The organism is Treponema sp. Marseille-Q4132 (assembly GCF_014334835.1).
GTDB lineage: Bacteria > Spirochaetota > Spirochaetia > Treponematales > Treponemataceae > Treponema_D > Treponema_D paredis.
In genome coordinates this window covers 205,967-225,107 of record NZ_CP060591.1, presented here as the reverse complement: position 1 = coordinate 225,107, position 19,141 = coordinate 205,967, and the positions used below count along the sequence as shown (strand labels likewise).

Here is a 19,141-nt window from a genome sequence, read left to right as displayed (position 1 = left end):
ATGACCGGCAGAGAACAGATTTCACGGCAGATCGCGTATTTATTGATCTTTATTGCGACGGTTTTGCTTTTTGTCGTTTTGAAAGTGACGGCGAGCGTCATCATTCCAGTCATCCTCGCGATCATGTTTTCATTCGTACTCTTGCCGATCGTCCGCGGCATGAATAAAATTCACTTGCCGTGGATATTCAACATAGCCGTCGTAACGATTTTATTCGTCATCGGCATAGCGGTTCTCGGCACTCTCGTATTCGCAAGCCTTCGTACGATTCTTTCCGAATACACGAAATACGAATCGAAGTTTCTTTCGATCTATAAATTTTTTGCAAATAAATTCAATTTGGGTTTCGACGCGGATAAAAGTTTTTTTTACAATTTACAGAGCGCGCTCGGCGAGCAGTTCAATATCGGCATTATGATACGCCGGATGCTCTTTTCGCTTTCGGCGAATATGGTGTCCATCGCCCGCAACATCCTCGTCATCGTATTGATGTTTATCTTTTTGCTCGTCGAAATGCACATAACGGGCGAAAAACTCAGAGAAGCTTTCGAAGGGCGGATGAAAAACCGGCTTTTCCAAATCGTCAAACGGATTATGACCCAAGTCGTCCGCTTCGTTTCGATAAAATTTTTCATCTCGCTTGCAACGGGACTGCTCATCTATGGGGCGGCAAAAATCGTCGATCTCGACTTTGCGGTCGTGTGGGGATTTTTTGCATTCGTGCTGAACTTTATCCCGAACTTCGGTTCAATCGTTTCGGTCGCGGCGACGTCCGTATTTGCGCTCCTTCAATTTTTTCCGCATCCGGCACCGATCATTTTTATAGTTGCGGGAACGACTACGGTCAATATGGTGCTCGGCAATTTTATCGAGCCGCGCATCGAAGGACACAACCTCGGCATTTCGCCCTTCGTCATCCTCGTCATGCTCTCACTGTGGGGCTGGATGTGGGGCTTTGTCGGTATGATCCTCGCAGTTCCGCTCACCGTCATTATAAAAATCATCTGCGAAAATATACCGCTTTTACATCCCGTCGCGATTTTGCTCGGAAATAAACCGCAGGACACGCGGCTCGAATTTACGACATACGATTCGGAAGACGGTTTAAACGCCTTTCAAAAAAAAGAAAGCGATATGGCGCATCCGTAAGTTCCCTTTTGCGAATCGTCAACGCGCCGTGCCGCACAACTCGCGCCGTGCGTGTATTTTCCGTGCGATATACAAAAAGGGCGTATCGGCAAGACTTGTAACGATATAGATCATATAGCACGATACAGTTATCGCAGAAAGCGTTTTCATATCGTAGACGCCGAAAAACGCACCGAAATTGAAGATGACGATATTTACCGCTTGAGATGTGAGCGTCGCCGCATTGTTGCGGAGCCACAAGTATTTTGTTTCGCTGCCGCTTTTCTTTTTTGTTAAATTCCACAGCGCATGATAGAGACGTACGTCGAGCAGTTCGCTTACGGCGTATGCGGCGAGGCTTGCCGTAAGGATGCGAGGTGTGCTCGAAAAAAGCGTTTTAACGGCAGTCATGGCACGGTCGCCGGAAGAAGGCACGTAGTGCGGCCACAGCGCCGAAAACAGTATAAAGACGCAGGCTGTCGCGATGCCGATTTTAACTCCTTTGTCGGCTTCTTTTTTGCCGTAAAGTTCGCTTAAAAAATCGGTTGCAAGAAAGCTCGATGCAAAAAGCGTATTGCCGAGCGTCTGTTCCATACCGAACGCTTTTATTAAAACGGCGACTTCGATATTTGCCAAAACCGTACACAGCACGATCCACGCGGTGCAGCCCGCCTTTCCGAAAAAAGAAAAAAATAAAAGAAGACCGCCGAAAGAAGCGGCAAGAGAAATGATAAGCAGCAGTTCATTTGTCATAGTCGATATCCCGTTTGTAAAACAGGAATTATTATATCACATTAAACACGGCATACGCAATTCCCGCAATAAGCGCGATTACGGCACCCGGCGGCAAATCGAACGCAACCGAAATCACATATCCTGAAACGGAAAAGACCGATCCCAGTACGGCGCTTAAAAAAAACAGAGCGCGGATCCCCTGCCCCTTTTTTCTCCGCCGTAAAAAAGAAGAAGCCGAAAGCACCGGCAATATGAGAAGCGCGTCGATTAAAAATGCGCCGAGCAGTTTCATCGCAGCCGCTACGGTGAGTGCGATGATCGATACCATGATCGTATAGTGAGTACGTACACGTATACCGAGTGAATATGCGATGTCTCTGCTGAAAAAGAGAGCGGCAATATTTTTAAAATTAATAATAATATATGCGGCAAGAAAAATCGCGAGTACGGCAAGAAGCGCGATATCCGCCGTACCGAGGGCAAAGGGGCTCCCCCACAGCAAACTGAGAGTGTCTTTTGCGGGAACGTCAGCAATACGCGTGATGAGGGAAGCGAGCGCCATACTGAAAACCATGGAAGCGGCGCTTACGCCTCCGAAAGAAAAGCTTTCGTTTTTCGAAAAATATGTCATCGCAAAAACAAGTACGAGGTTTACCATAACGGTCAGCGGAACGAGCGGAAGAGAAAGCGCGACGGCAAGCGCACCACCCAAGATAACGCCGTGCATGAGCATATAACGAAGCGGCACAAGCTGCAAGCGGAGCAGCATAACTCCGCACAGAGGAAAAGAAGCGCCCGAAATGAGGAGAGCCGCTCCCCCGCGAAGCACGGGCGGAAGCATAAAAAGCATAAGGAGCCTATCCATCCGAGTCCCCTTTTAGTCCCGATTCCGCACCGCACGATTTCATGTGAAAAACATCCCATCCCCGCATACGCAAAAGAGAGTCGTCGTGCGTAACGAGGATGATCGTCGGAATTTCCGAAACGGAAAGCGAATGAAGAATTTCAATAACGCAAGACCTGCTTTCCGCATCCAAAGCTGCAGTCGGCTCATCGAGCAAAAGCAGTTTCGCATTTTGCGCAAGACAGCGCGCAAATGACACTTTTTGCTTTTCCCCGCCGGAAAGGCTCAAAAAACTCCTGCCCGTAAGATGCTGTGCATCGACACGCGAAAGCGCCTTTCGAATACGCGCTTTTTTTTCTTTTACGAACGGAGGTAAACCGAGAGAAACGACTTCTTCGACCGAAAGACCGTACTCCGAATTTTCCGCAGCTTGCGGAATGTAGCCGATTGTCCGTTTGGAAAGCTTTGAAGGCGGGACATTATCAATCAAAATCGTCCCCGATTCGGGAAGGCTTATACCCATGAGCAATTTTAAAAGCGTCGTCTTTCCGGCACCGTTTTCACCTGCGACGATAAGACGTCCGCCCGCGCTTACGTAAAAAGAAATATTTTTAATAAATCCGTACGGCGAACACAGGTTTTGAGCGCGTACGTCGACGCCCTGTACGAGCTTTGCACGGCGGCGGAGGTGCGTATACATTTCATCGCTGTCGTGCATCGTTTCGAGATGATCTTCGGTTGCGCACAAAAGACGGCGCACGCAGGTATCGTACGAGAGTTCGATCGGATCGTGTCCGCCGCGAAAAGCATTGAGTTCGTCAATATACTCTTTTGCAAGAACGCTTGCGATATCAGCATGTATTTTTTTGATACCCATGCGGCTCATCAAAACGCAGGCGGCCTTTCCCACAGCCGTATCGTGCGCACGCAAATCGTCCGTCGCCCCGTCATAGGTTTTAAAAAAATCTTCAAGTGCAAAAAGCGGCATAAGCCATTTGCCGCCGTTCGAAAAGATGAGCGTATCTCCGTTGTAAACGCAGAGCGTCGTATATTCGGGAAGCGGAGAGCGGTAAGAAAAAGTCATACGGACAGTCAGCTCCGACCGCCGTTATTTTTCCCACAATTTTTCGGGATAATAGCCTGCTTCGATTTTTTTTGCGATTTCCGCTTTGACGATCTCTTTGTCTTCGGGGTAAGTCATGCCGAACCAATTTTCGTCCGACGTAAAAAAACGAATGCTTCCTTTGCCGCTTTTGACGATTTCGCCTGCTGCGACGGGAAGGAGAGCTTCGGCTTTTTCGCTTTCGACATTGTGCGCGATAAAATCTTTCCAGAATTTGTTAAATGAATCGAATGCCGCGGGAGAAAATCCGAAGAGATTCATGCTTACCCATTCTTTTCCCGTCATCGATTTTTTTTCGCCGTCGATTTCGCTTACGATGCCCTCTCCTTCATAATAGATTTTCAGATTTTCGACGATGGAATCGAGACAGCCGTCTTTTACCGTACACACGCCGCGGGAAACGGAACCGCTTTTGCTCATCGTGTTGCCGAGCACATAGCCGACCATCGCGTGAGCGGTACTATCGTTTGCGATCCCCGAAAGATAGGTGCCGATCGTTTTAAAAGCAGACCTCCCGTAATAGTCGTCCGCGTTGACGACGGCAAAGGGAGAGGCGATCGCATCTTCTGCGCAGAGTACGGCGTGCACCGTACCCCACGGTTTTTTACGGTTTGCAGACAATCGCTTTTCCTCTTCGGTAAGCAGACTGTCGTGCGTTTGAAAAACATATTTTGCATCGAAATTGCGCGCAACGCGGTCGAACAGCCGTTCGCGGAAATCGTGTTCGATATCTTTTCTGATAATGTAAACGACTTTACCGAAACCCGCTTCCCTTGCATCGTACGTCGCGTAGTCGAGCAGGCATTCGTTGTGCAGCCCTACCGCGTCGATCTGTTTGACCCCGCCGTATCTGCTTCCCATTCCCGCCGCAAGAACCAATAATGTCGGTTTCATCTTTACCTCCCGAATCGCCGCTTACAAAAGGCTTTCCAGCGCAAGCCTAATCATATTATCGAAAGTCGTCTGTCGCTCTTCCGCCGTCGTTTCTCCGCCCGAAACTATGTGATCGCTCACGGTGAGGATCGCGAGCGCTTTACGTCCGAACTTCGCCGCAAGCGTATACAGTTCCGCCGCTTCCATTTCTATGCCGAGTACGCCGTAGCGTGCCCACGTTTTCCAATTCGCGTTTTCATCGTAAAAAAGATCGCTCGACGCGCAGGGGCCGACGGAAATTTTTATGCCGAGCTTTTCGGCGCTTTCATACGCCGACAACAAAAGCGAAAAATCGGCGGAAGCGGAAAAATGCAAATTGCCGAAACGCTGCGTCATAAGAGAAGAATCGGATGAAGCTGCGTTTACGAGTATCGTATCGCGCAATTTCAAAGACGCTTGAATCGCGCCGCAAGTACCGACGCGGATCGCTTTTTGTACGCCGTAAAATTGAAAAAGCTCATTCACGTAAATCGAAAGCGAAGGCTGTCCCATGCCCGTTCCCTGCACCGAAACGCGTTTTCCCTTGTATGTGCCCGTATAGCCGAACATATTGCGCACTTCGTTATAGCATTCGGGATTTTCCAAAAAATGCTCGGCGATGTATTTTGCCCGAAGCGGATCGCCGGGAAGCAAAACCGATTCCGCGATCGCGCCTTCAGGCGCATTGATGTGAGTACTCATAGCTATCGATTATAAAGCGTAATCGATGAAAAGGCAACCTATCGTGCGGCGCGCTTACCCGCTACAGACACAGGATGCCGAACACCGCTCCGAGCAGCATGACGAATACGGGATGGATTTTCGTCTTCATCAAAACGATAAGCGCTGCAATATAAAACGCAAGACTCGGCCATACGAAAAGATTTTTCCAGCCTTCGAGCGTCGAAAGAGAACCGTGCGGCAAAGACATATTCATAAGCGCAACGATAAAAACCTGTGCCGCAGCTACGAGAATGATCCCCGTCGTCGTCGGCCGAAGCGTCGAAAAAGCTGCTTTGACGAGCGGCGTATCGTGAAATTTCATAAAAAAATGCGCGATTATTAAAATGCAGATAACGGACGGGAGCACTTGCCCGAGCGTCGTAACGATGCCGCCGAAAACGCCGTACTGCGAATAGCCGATGTAAGTCGCCATATTCACACCGATCGGTCCCGGTGTCGATTCGGAAATCGCGACCATATTGTAAAACTGTTCGGCGGAAATGACGCCCTTGTCGACGAGGGTTTGCTGCATGAGCGTTACGGCGACAAGTCCTCCTCCGATCGTAAACGCACCGATATAAAAGAAAATCCAAAAAAGCTGAAAAAGCGAATATGTCGTTTCCATCACTTATCATCCCTTTTTTTCATTTTTTGGGAAAGCACCGAAACGATGACACCCGTCATAGCCCCTGCGACGATCATCCAATACGAGGGCACTTTGAAAAACCAAATCGCCGCAAACGAAACGGCAAGACACAAAAATCCCAAAATCGATTTTACGGTCTTTTTCGAAAACTGAAATACGACCGATGTGAGAAGCGCCGCAACCGATACGTTGATGCCGCGAAGCGCTTTTTGCGCAAGCGGCAAGTGATCGACCGAACTGATAAAGCGCGCGATAAGCGAAATGATAATGACGGACGGAGTTATCATGCCGAGCGTAGCGACGATGCCGCCTATTATCCCCGCCTGCTTAAAGCCGACAAAGGTTGCGACATTTACCGCAATGATGCCCGGAGTCGATTGACCTATCGCATAATAATCGAGCAGTTCGTCTTCGGTCATCCACTTCTTTTTTTCGATAAGTTCGCGCTGCAAAATCGGCATCATCGCCATACCGCCGCCGAATGTAACCGAACCGATCTTGGCAAGGGAAAAATACAAATCAAACAGTATCGGAATATTTTTCATACCTATCCTTATTAATTTACAAAATCAAAGAATCGAGGGAATATCGGCTTCGCGTCCGTAAACCGAAACGTAACAATCGCGCCACGCTTTCGCCGCCTTATCCATCGAAAAAGCGGCGTTTTCTTTGCGCGAAAGATTTTCATCGGGATAAATCGGCGGAAAAATATGGAGCGTCGCAACTTTTTTTTTGCTGAAAAGAGAGCGGAGTTTGGAAGGCGCGGAAAAGGTGATAAACATGGGAACAACCGGCACTTTATTTGCGGCGGCGATGTGGAACATACCGTTGTGAAAAGGACGCGGCTTTTCATAGCGCAGCCACAGCGACTGCTCCGGATAGCCGAGTACGGCACAGCCTTTTTTGAGCAAAAGCGAAAGCGTTTTTTGCAGCTCGTTCATGGCTTTTACATTTCCGCTGAACGGCAGCGTCCCCGCCCCGCGCATGATGCTTCCGATAGGGCCTTTCATATTGTTAAATTCCGCAACCGTGATATACAGCGTATGACCGAAAACCGCCTGCCGCACTATCATATTATCCAGCGAATGTACGTGATTGCATACCGCGACAAAACCTTTTACGCCGCAGAGATTTTTCCGCCCTTCGACGCGCGCTCCGAGCACGAATTTTGTCAAAACCGGACCGAGTACCGCCGCCGCCGTGCGGATAAAAACACGCCATAAAAAAAACGAAAACGTACGCGGAAGAAAAACATAATCGTCGCTTACCCGAATCATCGCAGCGTAGTCGATCGGCTGAACATTTCCGTCGAACTCGCCTTTTTTTTCAAGCTCTCGGATGCGATTTTGTATTTCACGCTGCGTATCGCTTTTGATACCGCCGATATCCGTCATTCGGCTTCCTTTATCACCGTTTCGATGCGATCGATCTGCTGCCACACCTCTTGTTCACCGTAATGCGGATCGCGCAGCAATGTAAAAAATGCCGCGATGTAAAAATATGCGTATTCGGCTATAAAAAACGGATTGTATAAAAGTACGGCGAGCTTTTCGGCAAACGTAATCTTAAGCGCTTTAGGATCGACTGCAAGCGCCATAAACGTATAGAATACGAGTACGCCGTAGAGTATGAGCATGATGATCAGGCCGTATTTTAAAGCGGTAAAATTAATAAATCCGCGATTGAAATAATCGATACACGAAGCGATCATGTAAAGCAAAAAACAAACGGCTGTATTGCCGAAATATAAAAAAAGCGGATTAAGCGCATACAGAAAATCGAAGTTTTTGAATCGGATTCCTTTTATCTTTTCTGAAAATGAAAGAGAGGGATCGTGCAGCGACGCATAGGTTTGTTTTACGATTTTATTGCGGTATTTAAATGAAATCTGCATATAACCGATAAGCCATCTCGCTCGGCGCCGGTCAAGCATTTTATGAGAAATCGCTTCTTCCGTATAGACGAGTGCGTATTCGTAAAAATACGACGACCAGCCGTTGATAATCGCATTGACCGTCATTTCAAAATCTTCGGTAAAACTGCGGTACGGCCATCCGCCTATCTCTTCGATAACGTCGCGCCTGATCATAACGCCCGTCCCACACATCGTACAGGGGATACCCGCTTTCGTTCTGAACGCGTTTCCGAGCTTGTCGAGAAAGGTATAGGTAAGCGCACTGCAGTTCGTCGCAAGCGAGCGGAGTTTTTTACCGCCGAGGAGATAATTTTTCACTTCACGCTTACCGAGCACGATCTGAGCACCGGAGGCAAGACCGTTGTTCATCTCTTCGATAAAATTGTCAGAAGCGATATTGTCTCCGTCGATGATGATATACGCATCATAGCATCCGTATGTACCCGAAAGCAGTTCTTTGAACGAAGCGTCGAGCGCCATTCCCTTGCATGTTTGATTTTTGACAACCTGAACATAGGTGCGCTCATATTTTTCCGCTATGGCGCAGGTAGGATCGTCTTCCGAATCGACTACGACAAAGGTATCGAATTTTTTACGGTCGTACGTTTGGCGCGCAAGGCTGTCCAACAAAAGACCGATTCCCGCGCTTTCGTTCCGCGCGGGGATAACGACGGCAAAGCGGTTTTGTACGCTGTTTGTTAAATGCCGCGGTTTTTTAAAACCGCTTACATAATACAATAGACGAGGAATATATATGATAAGGGCAATCAGCGAAATAACGCCGTACATATGAAAAAGCGATACGGCTTGTATATCAGTCATACGCAGATGATAGAAAGTAAACGGGAAAATGTCAATTGTAAAAAAATTATTAAAATCTGAAAAAAGGTTTCCACTCCCCGCTCAGCGTGCAGCAAAAATATCTTTCAGCACCGCGGCAGACGTACCGAGCGTTATATCGTCTTTTACCGACACTTGCTCAAAATAAATTTTTCGCTTTTCGGTGAGCGTTTGGTATGTGTATAAACGGAAACGCTTTTCAAAATCGTGCGTTTTATAAAAAGTCGTGCCGTTGCATAAAAGGCACACGGGAAGCGAAGCATCTTTTCCTTTACCGGTTTTGATCACGGCTGCGGAAGCGACGGCTGCCGCAATCCGTACGGCGCGCTCTATGAGAGAATCGAAAACGGAATACAGGACATAGAAATCGGAAGACATTTTTGCAAATGGAACACCTTTGAGAGCCGCCTCATCCGCCGACGGCGCATTTAAAAAGCCGTCCATGTCGGAAAGAGAAATCTTTCCCGCATTCGAAAGCGCCTTTACAGCTTCGTTTGAAACAAGATCCGACGCACACACATGAGAGAGCGCCCTGGAAGCGAGTTCCGAAAGATAAACGCCTCCGCACATTTTTTCAAGTACGTACATTCCCTTCGTCGTAGACGCCGCATCGATTTCGTCGTCGAATACGCTTTTCGGCAAACGGGAAAAAGATCCGGACTCGCAGACGACGATTTGATTTTTAAGGCGGGATATGCCGGAAATCTTTCCGATTTTTCCGTATTCGATATAGGCGGAATTGATTCCCGTACCGAGTATAAAGGCCGCATGCGAACCGTATGTTTTGCCGTCCGCCTTTCCCGCAAATCCCGCCAAAAGAGCGGCGGCAGCGTCGTTCACGATAACGATGCGTACCTTTTTTTTCCAGCCCCGCCGTAAAAGCGCTTCGGAAAGAGATGCGCCGGCAAGAGAACCTATGATGCGCTCGCCCTTGATTTCTTTTGAAAGTTCGACAATTTTCGCGTCCCCGTTTTCAAGCATTTCCATGCCGAACGAAAAACAAAAGCCTATCGTGTCGGATGCGTCTTTGACGTAGTCGAGGTTCGCCGCGATTTCATCGAAAAAAGCTTCCTTCGAATAAGTTTTCGTCGTTCCGGGCATCACGGTTTTGCGCGCCTCTTCGATAACCGGCTTTCCCGCCGCATCAAACGAAACGAGGCAGGAGCGGAAGTTCGTTCCGCCCGCATCGATGACGATCGCTTTTTTTTCACGAGCGATTTTTTCCGGAAGCCCTATATATGTCGGAAGCATGAGTTCGTCGCCGCCGTCTTCCGCTTCAAGGGAAAGCCGCATATCCTCAAGAAGATCGCACGTGATTTTTTCCGTATCGTACGAGGCAAGAGAAAAACCGAAGCTTTCCAAAAACGACGAAACGCGGGAATGCGTCACAGCGCCCTCTCTTGAATATGCGATTCGATTTCGGCAAAATAGCGCACCGTTTTCACTTTGAGCTCTTCACCCGCTTCGTCGTCACAGACGATGACTGCGTTTTTATGCAGCTGAAGCGCCGTTACCGCCCATTGGTGAGAAACCGAGCCTTCGACGCCCTCGGCGACAGCGCGCGCTTTCACTCTGCCCGTCGCCATGATGACGACTTCGTCCGCATCGCAGATGGTTCCGACACCGACAGTCAGCGCCTGCGTAGGGACTTTTGAAAGGTCGCCGCCGAAAAAACGGGCGTTCGCTCCGACCGTCTCTTTTGTCAGTATCGCAACATGGGTACGAGAAGCGAGCGAAGAACCGGGTTCATTGAACGCGATGTGTCCGTCGCTTCCGATACCGCCTAAAAAAAGACGTATGCCGCCCGCATCTTCGATCGCTTTTTCATAAGCTGCGCATTCGGCTTCCGTATCCTTTGCAAGCCCGTTCAATATATGGATATTGTTTTTATTTATATCGATGTGATTGAAAAAATTGTCGAACATAAAACGGTGATAGCTTTGCGGGTGCCTGTCGTCAAGACCGACATATTCGTCCATATTGAACGTAACCACGTTTTTAAACGAAACCTTTCCCGCCTTGCACAATTCGATAAGCGTTTTATACGTTCCGAGGGGCGTGCTGCCCGTCGGAAGACCGAGTACGAAGGGATTCGATTCGCTCGGATTATAATCGACTATGCGCCGCGCAATATGATGCGCAGCCCATACGGAACACTCATCGTAATTTTTTTTAACAACAACACGCATACAACCTCCCGTATTATTTAATAATTATAAAAAACAAACACCTTCAATCAAAATAATTTTTTATCGTACGTCCCTGCACCATGACAAAATGCAGCGTAAAATCTTTATCGAAAACGATAACGTCGCTGTCGTAACCGGGTACGAGCATACCTTTTTTTTGAAACTTCATAATACGCGCGGGATTTGCCGACGCGCATTTTACCGCATCGCTCAACGGAAAGCCGAACGATGCAAGATTTTTCAATCCGCGTATCATCGTAAGCGCGGAACCGGCGATGACGTCGTCGGACTTCCGATGAAAGCAGCCGTCTTTGAAAACGACTTCCTCTCCGTTCGCCGTAAGATGATCGCCCGCCTCTTCCGTCGGAGTGAGCGCATCGGTAACGAGAACGATTTGATCGCTCGTTTTATCTTTTTGCAAAAGTTTAAAAAGATCGGGATGTACGTGTACTCCGTCCGCGATGATTTCGCACGTCATTTCCGAATGAATGAGAATCGCTCCGACCGCGCCCGGGTTCCGGTGATGCATTTGGCTCATCGCGTTGAAAAAATGAGTCGAGTGAAAAATACCCGCCTGCATACCTTCGACCATATTGCTGTAAGCGGCGTCGGTGTGTCCCGCCTGCAGCACGATCCCCTTGTCGATGCACATAAGTGCAAGGCGCCGCATATCTTTCAATTCGGGAGCGACGGTCATATTGACGATGTGTCCTTCGGAAGCTTCCCAAAGACGTTCCATCAAATCGAGATCGACGCTCTTCACCGTTTCAGGGCGCTGTACGCCGAGTTTATGCGGCGAGATAAAGGGACCTTCGAGATGGATTCCCATAATCTTTGCGCCTTTTTCCTGTCCCATAGCGCGCACGATCGCTTTGATAGAAGAAATCATCGTCTCTTCGTCGGAAGGATACATCGTCGGATTGAAAGCGGTGACGCCGTAATCCGCAAGATCCGCCGACATACGGAGTATGCCTTCGGTCGTGCAAACGTCAGTGCCGTGCCCTTTAAAACCGTGTATATGAGTGTCGATTAAACCGGGAGCGACGTACATACCTTGCGCGTCGATAACGGTAACGTCATTGTCGAATGATTTTTGCCGGAAACGGTTTTCGGAAAATATATCGGCGATCTTTCCGTCTTCGATCAAAACGGCGCAGTCGTTCATTTGTGAAATACCGTTCAGCACCGTCGCATTGTGTATGCAAAATTTCATAAGCCATACAATAGCACAAAGACGGCATGAGGAGCAACCGTACCGAAAACCGTTTTTTCTAAAAAACGGTGATCTATATAAAAAATCGACTATGCTCCGAAAAGCCCGGTTCAGTTATCCTTTGATGAAGCATTGATCGGAACCGTTCCGAGATGCAGCACTTTACTGCACTGCTCCGTATAATTTTCATCGCGCCCGACGGAAACGGCATACATGTCGACAAAATATATATTTCCGTAGCCGCTTGAAAAACCGGAACTTGAATAATTGTAGTCGGTGTCGGTCGAGAAAAGCGTTTTGGAAGCTTTGTCGTTATCACCGTCGCGTCCGAAATCGAATGAATAGCGATTACCCGCCCGCTTCGGAACATTTGTCGGCGAAACGCTGCTGTCTCCCGTATAGCCGACGATAATCTTTGCCTGATAAAACCGGTTATTTTGATAATTCGTCAAACGAATATAGATACGCCTGTCCGCACCGGTAGCTCTGATGAGCGGAGTCGACCCCGCTTCACTTCCGAGCTGCTTGTACTTATAAGTGTCTTTAAGAAGGTTCGCCGCGTATGAAGCGTCGGTCGAATTGTTTGCGCTGCTCAGCGCCGAAGTAACGCTCGTTATGGATTCGTGCCGGTTATAGATTTTATAATAAACGGCGGTCCCTAAAAATACAAAAGATCCCCTGTTGGGATTTTCCGTTTCATTCGTTTTAAAATCGAAATACCGCAGGGTAAACTCACTGTCGTATTTCGGTTCCTGCTGTATGATAAAGGGCGCTTCGACTACGTAATACTCTTCCAGCCCGCAGCCGAAAAAACAAAGGCAGCACGCTGCAAGAGAAAACAATTCGTATAAATGATATTTTCTCCGCACGGCGCCGCCCCTCTTCATAAAAAAAACAAATCGATCGATGTATATGTTACTCGATTTTACCTTCGGCTTTCAGCGCGATGAGGCGCGTTTCGGCAAGGTTCGTCCACGCATCCGCGCGCGCGGCGGCCGTAAGCTTCGTATACGCTTCCGACGCTTTTTTATAATCGCCGAGCGCTTCATAAGTACGAGCTTCGGAAAAACGCGCGTGCGATGCGAGCGGGAAATCCTTTACGTCGGAAGCTTTTCCGTAGTTCGCGGCCGCTTCCGCAAGGTTTCCGGTATTTTCGTCGCAGACGGCCATATTGTAATAAGCAAGCGGCGCCGTATACGACTTCGCGCCCTTTGATGCCGCCGCACTCCAATACGATTTTGCCGTAGCATAATCTTTACGCGCGTATGTGATATCCGCAGCAAGCATATTTGCCCGAACGCCGACGATACCGCCTTTCGAAAGATAAGGGGTAAGTTTCGTCATCGCCTCTCCTCTCCGCGTTTCGATTTCCGCGTCCGACAGAGAATCGGAATCCTTTGTAAACTCGTATTCGACGGTATCCACAAACGAAATACCCTTTGCCGTCAAAGATGACACGACGGCGGCGGATACACCGTATGCTACTATACCCGTAACGATTACCGCAGTCAAAATGATGATCTGCATGCGGTATTTCAGCATAAACTGCGAAAGACGTTCGCTTGCCGTCGCTTTTTCAAATTTTTTTTCAATCATATTTACTCCCGTAATCACATCTCTTCCGATTCTTCTTCACGATCGCGAAGATCGTTCAGCAAGCGCGAAACGTATGTCCGCTGGATGCCGAGTATTTTTCCCGCTTTCGTTTTATTCCAAGCGGTCTCTTCCAAAATTTTCCGCACATAAGCGTTTTTAAATTTGTTCACCGCTTCTTTAAGAGAGCGGTCGCCGCCGGTGTCCGACGCGTATTCCTCCGCCATGCACTCGATTTCGTTTTTCCCGCCTCCGCGCTCTTCATAACCGATGCGGAGGTCGAACGCGTTGATAAGCGGCGGCGTGCCGAGCACGCATGCGCGTTCGATCGAATTTTCAAGCTCGCGGATATTACCCGGCCAATAATACGAATAAAGGGCGTCCATGGCCGAACGCGAAAAACCGGTAAAATTCTTTTTCGTCTCTCCCGAAAACTTTTGCAAAAAGAAATCGGCAAGAGCGGCAATATCTTCTTTCCGTTCGCGAAGCGGCGGCACTTTTAAAGGTATGCCGCTCAGACGGAAATACAAATCGCTTCGGAACTTTTGCTCGCTCATCATAGCTTCGAGGTCGCGGTTCGTCGCGGCGACGACGCGCACGTCGACGGATACGGTTTTGCTCGATCCGACTTTTTGAAACTGTTTCGACTGAATGACGCGCAAAAGCTTCGCCTGCAGTTCGAGCGGCATCTCGCCGATTTCGTCGAGAAAGATCGTTCCTCCGTCGGCCGCTTCAAAGTAACCTTTATGATCGGCTTTCGCATCGGTAAACGCGCCTTTTACGTGACCGAAAAGCTCGCTTTCGAGCAGCGAAGGAGAAAGAGCCGCGCAGTTGACGCGCACAAAGGGCTTCCCCGAACGATCGCTTTTTCTGTGTATCTGTTCGGCGACCAGTTCTTTTCCGACACCGCTTTCACCGGTTATGATGATCGAAATATTCGTCTTCGCAATGCCGTCGATCATCTTCAGCAGATCCGAAATGACCGGACTCTTTGCGATAAACGGATGGTAGTCGCCTCCCGATGAAATCGTATTTTGCAGGGCGGAAATTTTATTTTGCGCGGATTGATACTTCGCCGCATTTTTATATGCTATGCCCGCCTGATTGCACAGCATATTGAGTATTTCAAGATCGTCGTCGTCGAAATATTTTCCGCCCGCTTTGTTTATCAGTTCAATGACGCCGATACATTCGTCACCCACGCACAGCGGGACCGCTATCATCGTTTTGGAAACGTAGCCGGTTTTATGCTGCACGTGATCGGAAAAGCGCGGATCGCGTACGACATCGCGGAGAATAAGCGGCTGCTTATGAGATGAAACCCAGCCTGCAATACTGCTTTTGTCTACAGGGATGTCTTTCGCTTCCGCACCTTTCGGTCCGAGCGCGATAACGAAGCGCAGCGTACCGTCGGCGTTTACCAAAAGAAGCGACGACGATTCGCAGTGGACGAGACGCATCGCCGCTTCAAGAATATATGCGAGCAACGCGTCCAAATCCGCGTAATTCGAATTGATTCTGTTGTTGATTTCGATGAGCGTATTGAGTTCATCTAAACCAATCGAAGTCATCGCAGCTTTCGGTAAAAGTATCAGTCTTTTTTCTGCGTCTGCAGAAAGTCGCCGAATGTATACGCGCCGTCGTTTTCATCCGGCTTTGCGATATACTGCGAAATGGCCGCCCGCTCCTGCGCTTTTTTGAATTCGCGCACGGAAAAAGCGATCTTTTCTTTTTCGACATTGACGTCGACGACGTACACATTGATCTTATCGCCGACTTTATAATTTTTTACCGCCTCTTCAAAGGGTATGTTACGGTCTTCGCTCAAATTCGTTTTATTGACGAGACCTTCGATGCCTTCCGGCGCTTTGACGAAAAGCCCGAATTCCGTGATCGACGTGATTTCGCCTTCGAGCGTCGAACCGGGTTTATGCGCTTCGGCGAAGAGCTTCCACGGATTGTCGGTAAGCTGTTTCAAACCGAGCCGGATCCTGTGACTTTCCGCGTCGTTTTCAATGACGACAGCTTCAATTTCCTGATCCTGTTCGAGTTCGCTGCCCGGATGTTTTATTTTTTTCGTCCATGAAATATCGTCTCCGTGCAAAAACGCGTCGATGCCGTCTTCGAGAGCGACAAAAGCGCCCGCATTCGTAATCTTTACGACTTTACCCTTTACACGGCTGCCGACAGGATATTTTTCACCGATCGTATCCCACGGATTCGCGGTAACCTGCTTTAAGCCCAGAGAAACGCGGCCGGCTTGAATATCGTAGCCGAGGATCATGCATTCGACTTCGTCACCGACTTTTACCATATCGGACGGTTTATTGACTTTTTTCGTCCACGAAAATTCGCTTATGTGTACGAGACCTTCGATGCCCTCTTCCAGTTCGATAAAGGCGCCGAAATCGGTAAGCTTCGTCACTTTGCCTTTTACGACATCGTTTACGTGATAGGCATCTTCAAAATGCATCCACGGATCTTCGGAAAAATGTTTGAGCGAAAGGTTGATGCGCTTTTCGGCTTCGTCCATGCGGATCACTTTGAGTTCGATTTCCTGTCCTTTTTTGACGAAATCTTTCGGACGGGCGACGTGACCCCAGCTCATATCGTTTATGTGCAAAAGGCCGTCAAAACCGCCCAAGTCGATAAAGGCGCCGAAGCTCGTAAAACTCTTTACGGTACCCTTTACCGTATCGCCGATCTTTACGTTCGTAAAGAATTCGTCGCGGGCTTTATCGATCCGCTCTTCGAGATATTTTCTGCGGTTGACGACGACATTTGCTTTGTTGTCGGAATACAGCCGCTCGATATACATTTTGCCTTCGGTGCCGACCAGCGATTCGGGCTTTTCGACCTTTTGGCTGTCCGACTGACTGATCGGCAAAAATGCACGGATGCCGCCGCCCAAATCGACTTCGAAGCCGCCTTTGACGACTTTCGTCACCGTGCCGTCTATAGGCATTTTATCTTTGAACGCTTGGGAAATATCTTTCCACAAACGCTTTTCATCGGCTTGACGTTTGGAAATTTCCGGACCGTTTTTGCCGAATTTTTTGATGAGTTTAACCGTAACCGTATCCCCGACTTCCGGCGTCTTCGAGCCGAACTCCGATCTGGGGATTCTGCCTTCCGATTTGCAGTTGACGTCGATAAATACCGTGTCGTCGGTAACGGCGACGATCGTGCCGTCGATGAGCTGACCGTCTTCCGGCGTGCTCAAACTGCTCAGAGATTCTTCTAATTGTGTCTGGAACTTATCCTTGGAGTCCCGGTTTTGTTCCTTTTCCACTTCCTGTGTTTCCATCTTTGACCCTTTTACGTGAATTTGATTTAATATTATCTCACAAACTTTCTCTATCGTCAAGGTGGACGTATCGATATATACGGCGTCGGGAGCGACGACCAGAGCGCCCTCTTTTTTGTTTTTGTCGATTTCGTCGCGCTTTTTTATCGCTTCTTTAATCTCTTCAAGCGACATGCCGCTCACACCCTGTTTGAATCTCCTCTCCGCCTGCACGTCAAGGGAAGCGTCGAGATAGAATTTGCAATCGGCATCGGGAAATACGACGGTCGTCATATCGCGCCCTTCCGAAACGATATCGAGCGATTTTGTTAATTCACGAAGACGGGCGTTGACAAAGCGGCGCACTTCGGGAAATGCGGACACGCCTGCCGCGTGCGCGCTCACTTCGTCCGAGTGCAGTAAGGATTCGACGTCATCGCCGTTTAAGATCAAATGCGAATCGACATAATCGAGCTTTTGTTTTTTGCAAAAATCGACGACCGCCTCCTCGTCATTCAAATCGATGCCGTTTTTTAAAAGCGCGAGCGTGAGCGCGCGGTAAAAACTTCCGCTGTTTAAAAACGTAATGCCGAGCTTTTTTGCAAGAAGAGATGCAATCGTGCTTTTACCGGTACCCGCAGGTCCGTCTATCGCAATAACCATAATCCTCCATTATCCTCACGGCGGGATTTCCCCGCAATTCTCCGTAAAATTTATTAAAATCTTTCGACCGGATTGTTTTTACACAGTGCGAGAAGCCCTTGCACTTCGCCCTTCGTTAAATCGCGGAACTCGCCCCGCGCAAGACCGTCGGCCGTTACGTTTCCGATCCGCACGCGCTCAAGCGATTTGATGCCGACTTGATAATATTCGAACACGCGCCTGATTTCACGGTTTTTGCCTTCGATCAAAACGATGTGCATTTTGCGCGCATTGCGTTCTTCGGCTTTTATGCAGCGGTAAAATATATTGTCTATGCGGATGCCTTTTTCAAAATCGGCTGCAAGCGTGCGCGGGATATGCGTACTCGTTTCTACGGCGTATTCTTTTTCGAGTTCCGCCGAGGGATGAGAAAGCGTTGCCGCAAAGCCGCCGTCGTTCGTAAAAATTATTAAACCGGTACTGAACATGTCGAGGCGGCCGACGTTGTACAATCTTTCGGCGTATGCGGATTTTAACAAATCGGATGCGACGGGCCGCCCCTTTTCATCGGAAAGAGAACACACGTAACCGGCAGGTTTATTGAGAAGTACGTAGCGGAACTCTTTTTCGGGCGAAACGATTTTGCCGTCGAGGGCCACTTCATCGCCGGACGACACTTTCGTACCGAGCGCCGTAACGATTTCTCCGTTTACCGAAACGCGGCCGGAAAGGATGTACTCTTCCGACGCGCGGCGGCTTGCAACGCCCGATCGCGCAAGGTAGGCCTGCAGCCTCATCGGAAAGGAAAAATCAGCGGGCAAGCTCAAACCTCTCGGCTTCGTCTTCATCGAGCTTCGGCAATTCGGCTATGCTGTTCAGGCGGAAAAATTTTAAAAATTCTTTTGTCGTACCGAAGAGTACCGGTTTTCCCGGCACATCTTTTTTGCCGACTTCTTTTATTAAATTCCGCTCCGAAAGCAGACGGATCATATTGTCGGCGGACACGCCTCGAATCGCTTCGATTTCGCCGCGAGTGATCGGCTGCGAATACGCGATGATCGAAAGCGTTTCCATAGCCGAGCGCGAAAGCTTTCCTTCGCTTTTGGAACCGTAACGTTCTCGCAGCGCCTGCCACAATTCTTTTTTGGGAACGAGCGACCAGCCGCCGGTGATCATCTGCAGTTCGATGCCGCTCGACTTTTCGGAAAGGCGCTCCTTTAAAGCGTCGATACATTTTTTGACGACTTCGCTCGACAGCTGCGAAATATTTGCAAGCGAGCGCTCGCTTACGGGCTCGCTTTCGAGGAAGAGAATCGTTTCGATCAATGCAGTTTCTTTTTCAAGCTCCATAC

19 protein-coding genes are annotated in these 19,141 nt (G+C 48.8%); 1 reads left to right on the top strand and 18 read right to left on the bottom strand.

The window, feature by feature from the left end; translation table 11 throughout:
* Positions 1-1,149, top strand: a complete 1,149-nt coding sequence (locus tag H9I35_RS01025) for an AI-2E family transporter (protein WP_187419824.1) — start codon at positions 1-3, stop codon at positions 1,147-1,149.
* A gap of 18 nt (positions 1,150-1,167) precedes the next feature.
* Here the strand turns inward: H9I35_RS01025 and H9I35_RS01020 are convergent, their stop codons facing one another.
* The 18 genes from H9I35_RS01020 to scpB form a co-directional block, all read right to left on the bottom strand.
* The gene (locus tag H9I35_RS01020; RefSeq protein ID WP_187419823.1) at positions 1,168-1,881 is read right to left on the bottom strand and encodes a queuosine precursor transporter; all 714 of its coding nucleotides are present in this window, start codon (positions 1,879-1,881) and stop codon (positions 1,168-1,170) included.
* Between the two features lie 31 nt (positions 1,882-1,912).
* On the bottom strand, positions 1,913-2,728 hold the full coding sequence (locus H9I35_RS01015; protein ID WP_252722686.1) for a metal ABC transporter permease: 816 nt from the start codon (positions 2,726-2,728) through the stop codon (positions 1,913-1,915).
* On the bottom strand, positions 2,721-3,791 hold the full coding sequence (locus H9I35_RS01010; protein WP_187419822.1) for an ATP-binding cassette domain-containing protein: 1,071 nt from the start codon (positions 3,789-3,791) through the stop codon (positions 2,721-2,723). Before H9I35_RS01010 ends, H9I35_RS01015 begins: the two co-directional genes overlap by 8 nt.
* A gap of 24 nt (positions 3,792-3,815) precedes the next feature.
* Positions 3,816-4,724 (bottom strand): nucleotidyltransferase family protein, encoded by a 909-nt coding sequence (locus tag H9I35_RS01005; protein ID WP_187419821.1) that lies wholly within the window; start codon positions 4,722-4,724, stop codon positions 3,816-3,818.
* Positions 4,725-4,745: 21 nt separating this feature from the next.
* Positions 4,746-5,444: a purine-nucleoside phosphorylase gene (gene deoD, locus H9I35_RS01000; RefSeq protein ID WP_187419820.1), complete on the bottom strand. Its 699-nt coding sequence runs from the start codon at positions 5,442-5,444 to the stop codon at positions 4,746-4,748.
* 61 nt (positions 5,445-5,505) lie between these two features.
* Positions 5,506-6,090 (bottom strand): chromate transporter, encoded by a 585-nt coding sequence (locus H9I35_RS00995; RefSeq protein ID WP_016519956.1) that lies wholly within the window; start codon positions 6,088-6,090, stop codon positions 5,506-5,508.
* The gene (locus H9I35_RS00990; RefSeq protein WP_187419819.1) at positions 6,090-6,656 is read right to left on the bottom strand and encodes a chromate transporter; all 567 of its coding nucleotides are present in this window, start codon (positions 6,654-6,656) and stop codon (positions 6,090-6,092) included. The genes H9I35_RS00995 and H9I35_RS00990 overlap by 1 nt, the downstream gene beginning before the upstream one ends.
* 24 nt (positions 6,657-6,680) lie before the next feature.
* A complete protein-coding gene (locus H9I35_RS00985; protein WP_187419818.1) occupies positions 6,681-7,505 on the bottom strand; it encodes a lysophospholipid acyltransferase family protein in 825 nt (274 codons plus the stop codon).
* Positions 7,502-8,848 (bottom strand): glycosyltransferase family 2 protein, encoded by a 1,347-nt coding sequence (locus H9I35_RS00980; protein WP_187419817.1) that lies wholly within the window; start codon positions 8,846-8,848, stop codon positions 7,502-7,504. Before H9I35_RS00980 ends, H9I35_RS00985 begins: the two co-directional genes overlap by 4 nt.
* An 81-nt stretch (positions 8,849-8,929) precedes the next feature.
* Positions 8,930-10,255, bottom strand: a complete 1,326-nt coding sequence (locus tag H9I35_RS00975) for a hexokinase family protein (protein ID WP_187419816.1) — start codon at positions 10,253-10,255, stop codon at positions 8,930-8,932.
* Positions 10,252-11,055, bottom strand: coding sequence for a glucosamine-6-phosphate deaminase (gene nagB, locus H9I35_RS00970; RefSeq protein WP_187419815.1), 804 nt, complete (start codon positions 11,053-11,055; stop codon positions 10,252-10,254). The genes H9I35_RS00975 and nagB overlap by 4 nt, the downstream gene beginning before the upstream one ends.
* Before the next feature lie 43 nt (positions 11,056-11,098).
* A complete protein-coding gene (nagA, locus tag H9I35_RS00965) occupies positions 11,099-12,268 on the bottom strand; it encodes an N-acetylglucosamine-6-phosphate deacetylase (RefSeq protein ID WP_187419814.1) in 1,170 nt (389 codons plus the stop codon).
* Between the two features lie 110 nt (positions 12,269-12,378).
* The gene (locus tag H9I35_RS00960) at positions 12,379-13,155 is read right to left on the bottom strand and encodes a hypothetical protein (RefSeq protein ID WP_187419813.1); all 777 of its coding nucleotides are present in this window, start codon (positions 13,153-13,155) and stop codon (positions 12,379-12,381) included.
* A gap of 28 nt (positions 13,156-13,183) precedes the next feature.
* Positions 13,184-13,864 carry a tetratricopeptide repeat protein gene (locus tag H9I35_RS00955; RefSeq protein WP_187419812.1) on the bottom strand — a complete coding sequence of 227 codons (681 nt, stop codon included), beginning with the start codon at positions 13,862-13,864 and terminating at the stop codon, positions 13,184-13,186.
* Positions 13,865-13,878: 14 nt separating this feature from the next.
* Entirely contained in the window at positions 13,879-15,432 is a 1,554-nt protein-coding gene (locus tag H9I35_RS00950; RefSeq protein ID WP_187419811.1) for a sigma-54-dependent Fis family transcriptional regulator, read from the bottom strand.
* A gap of 20 nt (positions 15,433-15,452) precedes the next feature.
* Positions 15,453-17,810 carry a 30S ribosomal protein S1 gene (gene rpsA / locus H9I35_RS00945; RefSeq protein WP_187419810.1) on the bottom strand — a complete coding sequence of 786 codons (2,358 nt, stop codon included), beginning with the start codon at positions 17,808-17,810 and terminating at the stop codon, positions 15,453-15,455.
* A 53-nt stretch (positions 17,811-17,863) separates the two neighbouring features.
* Positions 17,864-18,586: a pseudouridine synthase gene (locus H9I35_RS00940; RefSeq protein ID WP_371809452.1), complete on the bottom strand. Its 723-nt coding sequence runs from the start codon at positions 18,584-18,586 to the stop codon at positions 17,864-17,866.
* Positions 18,587-18,599: 13 nt separating this feature from the next.
* Positions 18,600-19,139 carry an SMC-Scp complex subunit ScpB gene (gene scpB, locus H9I35_RS00935; RefSeq protein ID WP_187419808.1) on the bottom strand — a complete coding sequence of 180 codons (540 nt, stop codon included), beginning with the start codon at positions 19,137-19,139 and terminating at the stop codon, positions 18,600-18,602.
* Positions 19,140-19,141: the final 2 nt, after the last annotated feature.

Bases quoted from the DNA above. Each gene is read 5' to 3' on its own strand.
- H9I35_RS01010 (WP_187419822.1), bottom strand. From the start codon at position 3,791: ATGACTTTTTCTTACCGCTCTCCGCTTCCCGAATATACGACGCTCTGC.
- nagB (WP_187419815.1), bottom strand. From the start codon at position 11,055: ATGCGTGTTGTTGTTAAAAAAAATTACGATGAGTGTTCCGTATGGGCT.
- H9I35_RS00995 (WP_016519956.1), bottom strand. From the start codon at position 6,090: ATGGAAACGACATATTCGCTTTTTCAGCTTTTTTGGATTTTCTTTTAT.
- H9I35_RS01020 (WP_187419823.1), bottom strand. From the start codon at position 1,881: ATGACAAATGAACTGCTGCTTATCATTTCTCTTGCCGCTTCTTTCGGC.
- H9I35_RS01025 (WP_187419824.1), top strand. From the start codon at position 1: ATGACCGGCAGAGAACAGATTTCACGGCAGATCGCGTATTTATTGATC.
- rpsA (WP_187419810.1), bottom strand. From the start codon at position 17,810: ATGGTTATTGCGATAGACGGACCTGCGGGTACCGGTAAAAGCACGATT.
- H9I35_RS00990 (WP_187419819.1), bottom strand. From the start codon at position 6,656: ATGAAAAATATTCCGATACTGTTTGATTTGTATTTTTCCCTTGCCAAG.
- nagA (WP_187419814.1), bottom strand. From the start codon at position 12,268: ATGAAATTTTGCATACACAATGCGACGGTGCTGAACGGTATTTCACAA.
- H9I35_RS01015 (WP_252722686.1), bottom strand. From the start codon at position 2,728: ATGGATAGGCTCCTTATGCTTTTTATGCTTCCGCCCGTGCTTCGCGGG.
- H9I35_RS00950 (WP_187419811.1), bottom strand. From the start codon at position 15,432: ATGACTTCGATTGGTTTAGATGAACTCAATACGCTCATCGAAATCAAC.
- H9I35_RS00955 (WP_187419812.1), bottom strand. From the start codon at position 13,864: ATGATTGAAAAAAAATTTGAAAAAGCGACGGCAAGCGAACGTCTTTCG.
- scpB (WP_187419808.1), bottom strand. From the start codon at position 19,139: ATGGAGCTTGAAAAAGAAACTGCATTGATCGAAACGATTCTCTTCCTC.
- H9I35_RS00960 (WP_187419813.1), bottom strand. From the start codon at position 13,155: ATGAAGAGGGGCGGCGCCGTGCGGAGAAAATATCATTTATACGAATTG.
- H9I35_RS00985 (WP_187419818.1), bottom strand. From the start codon at position 7,505: ATGACGGATATCGGCGGTATCAAAAGCGATACGCAGCGTGAAATACAA.
- H9I35_RS00980 (WP_187419817.1), bottom strand. From the start codon at position 8,848: ATGACTGATATACAAGCCGTATCGCTTTTTCATATGTACGGCGTTATT.
- deoD (WP_187419820.1), bottom strand. From the start codon at position 5,444: ATGAGTACTCACATCAATGCGCCTGAAGGCGCGATCGCGGAATCGGTT.
- H9I35_RS00940 (WP_371809452.1), bottom strand. From the start codon at position 18,586: ATGAGGCTGCAGGCCTACCTTGCGCGATCGGGCGTTGCAAGCCGCCGC.
- H9I35_RS01005 (WP_187419821.1), bottom strand. From the start codon at position 4,724: ATGAAACCGACATTATTGGTTCTTGCGGCGGGAATGGGAAGCAGATAC.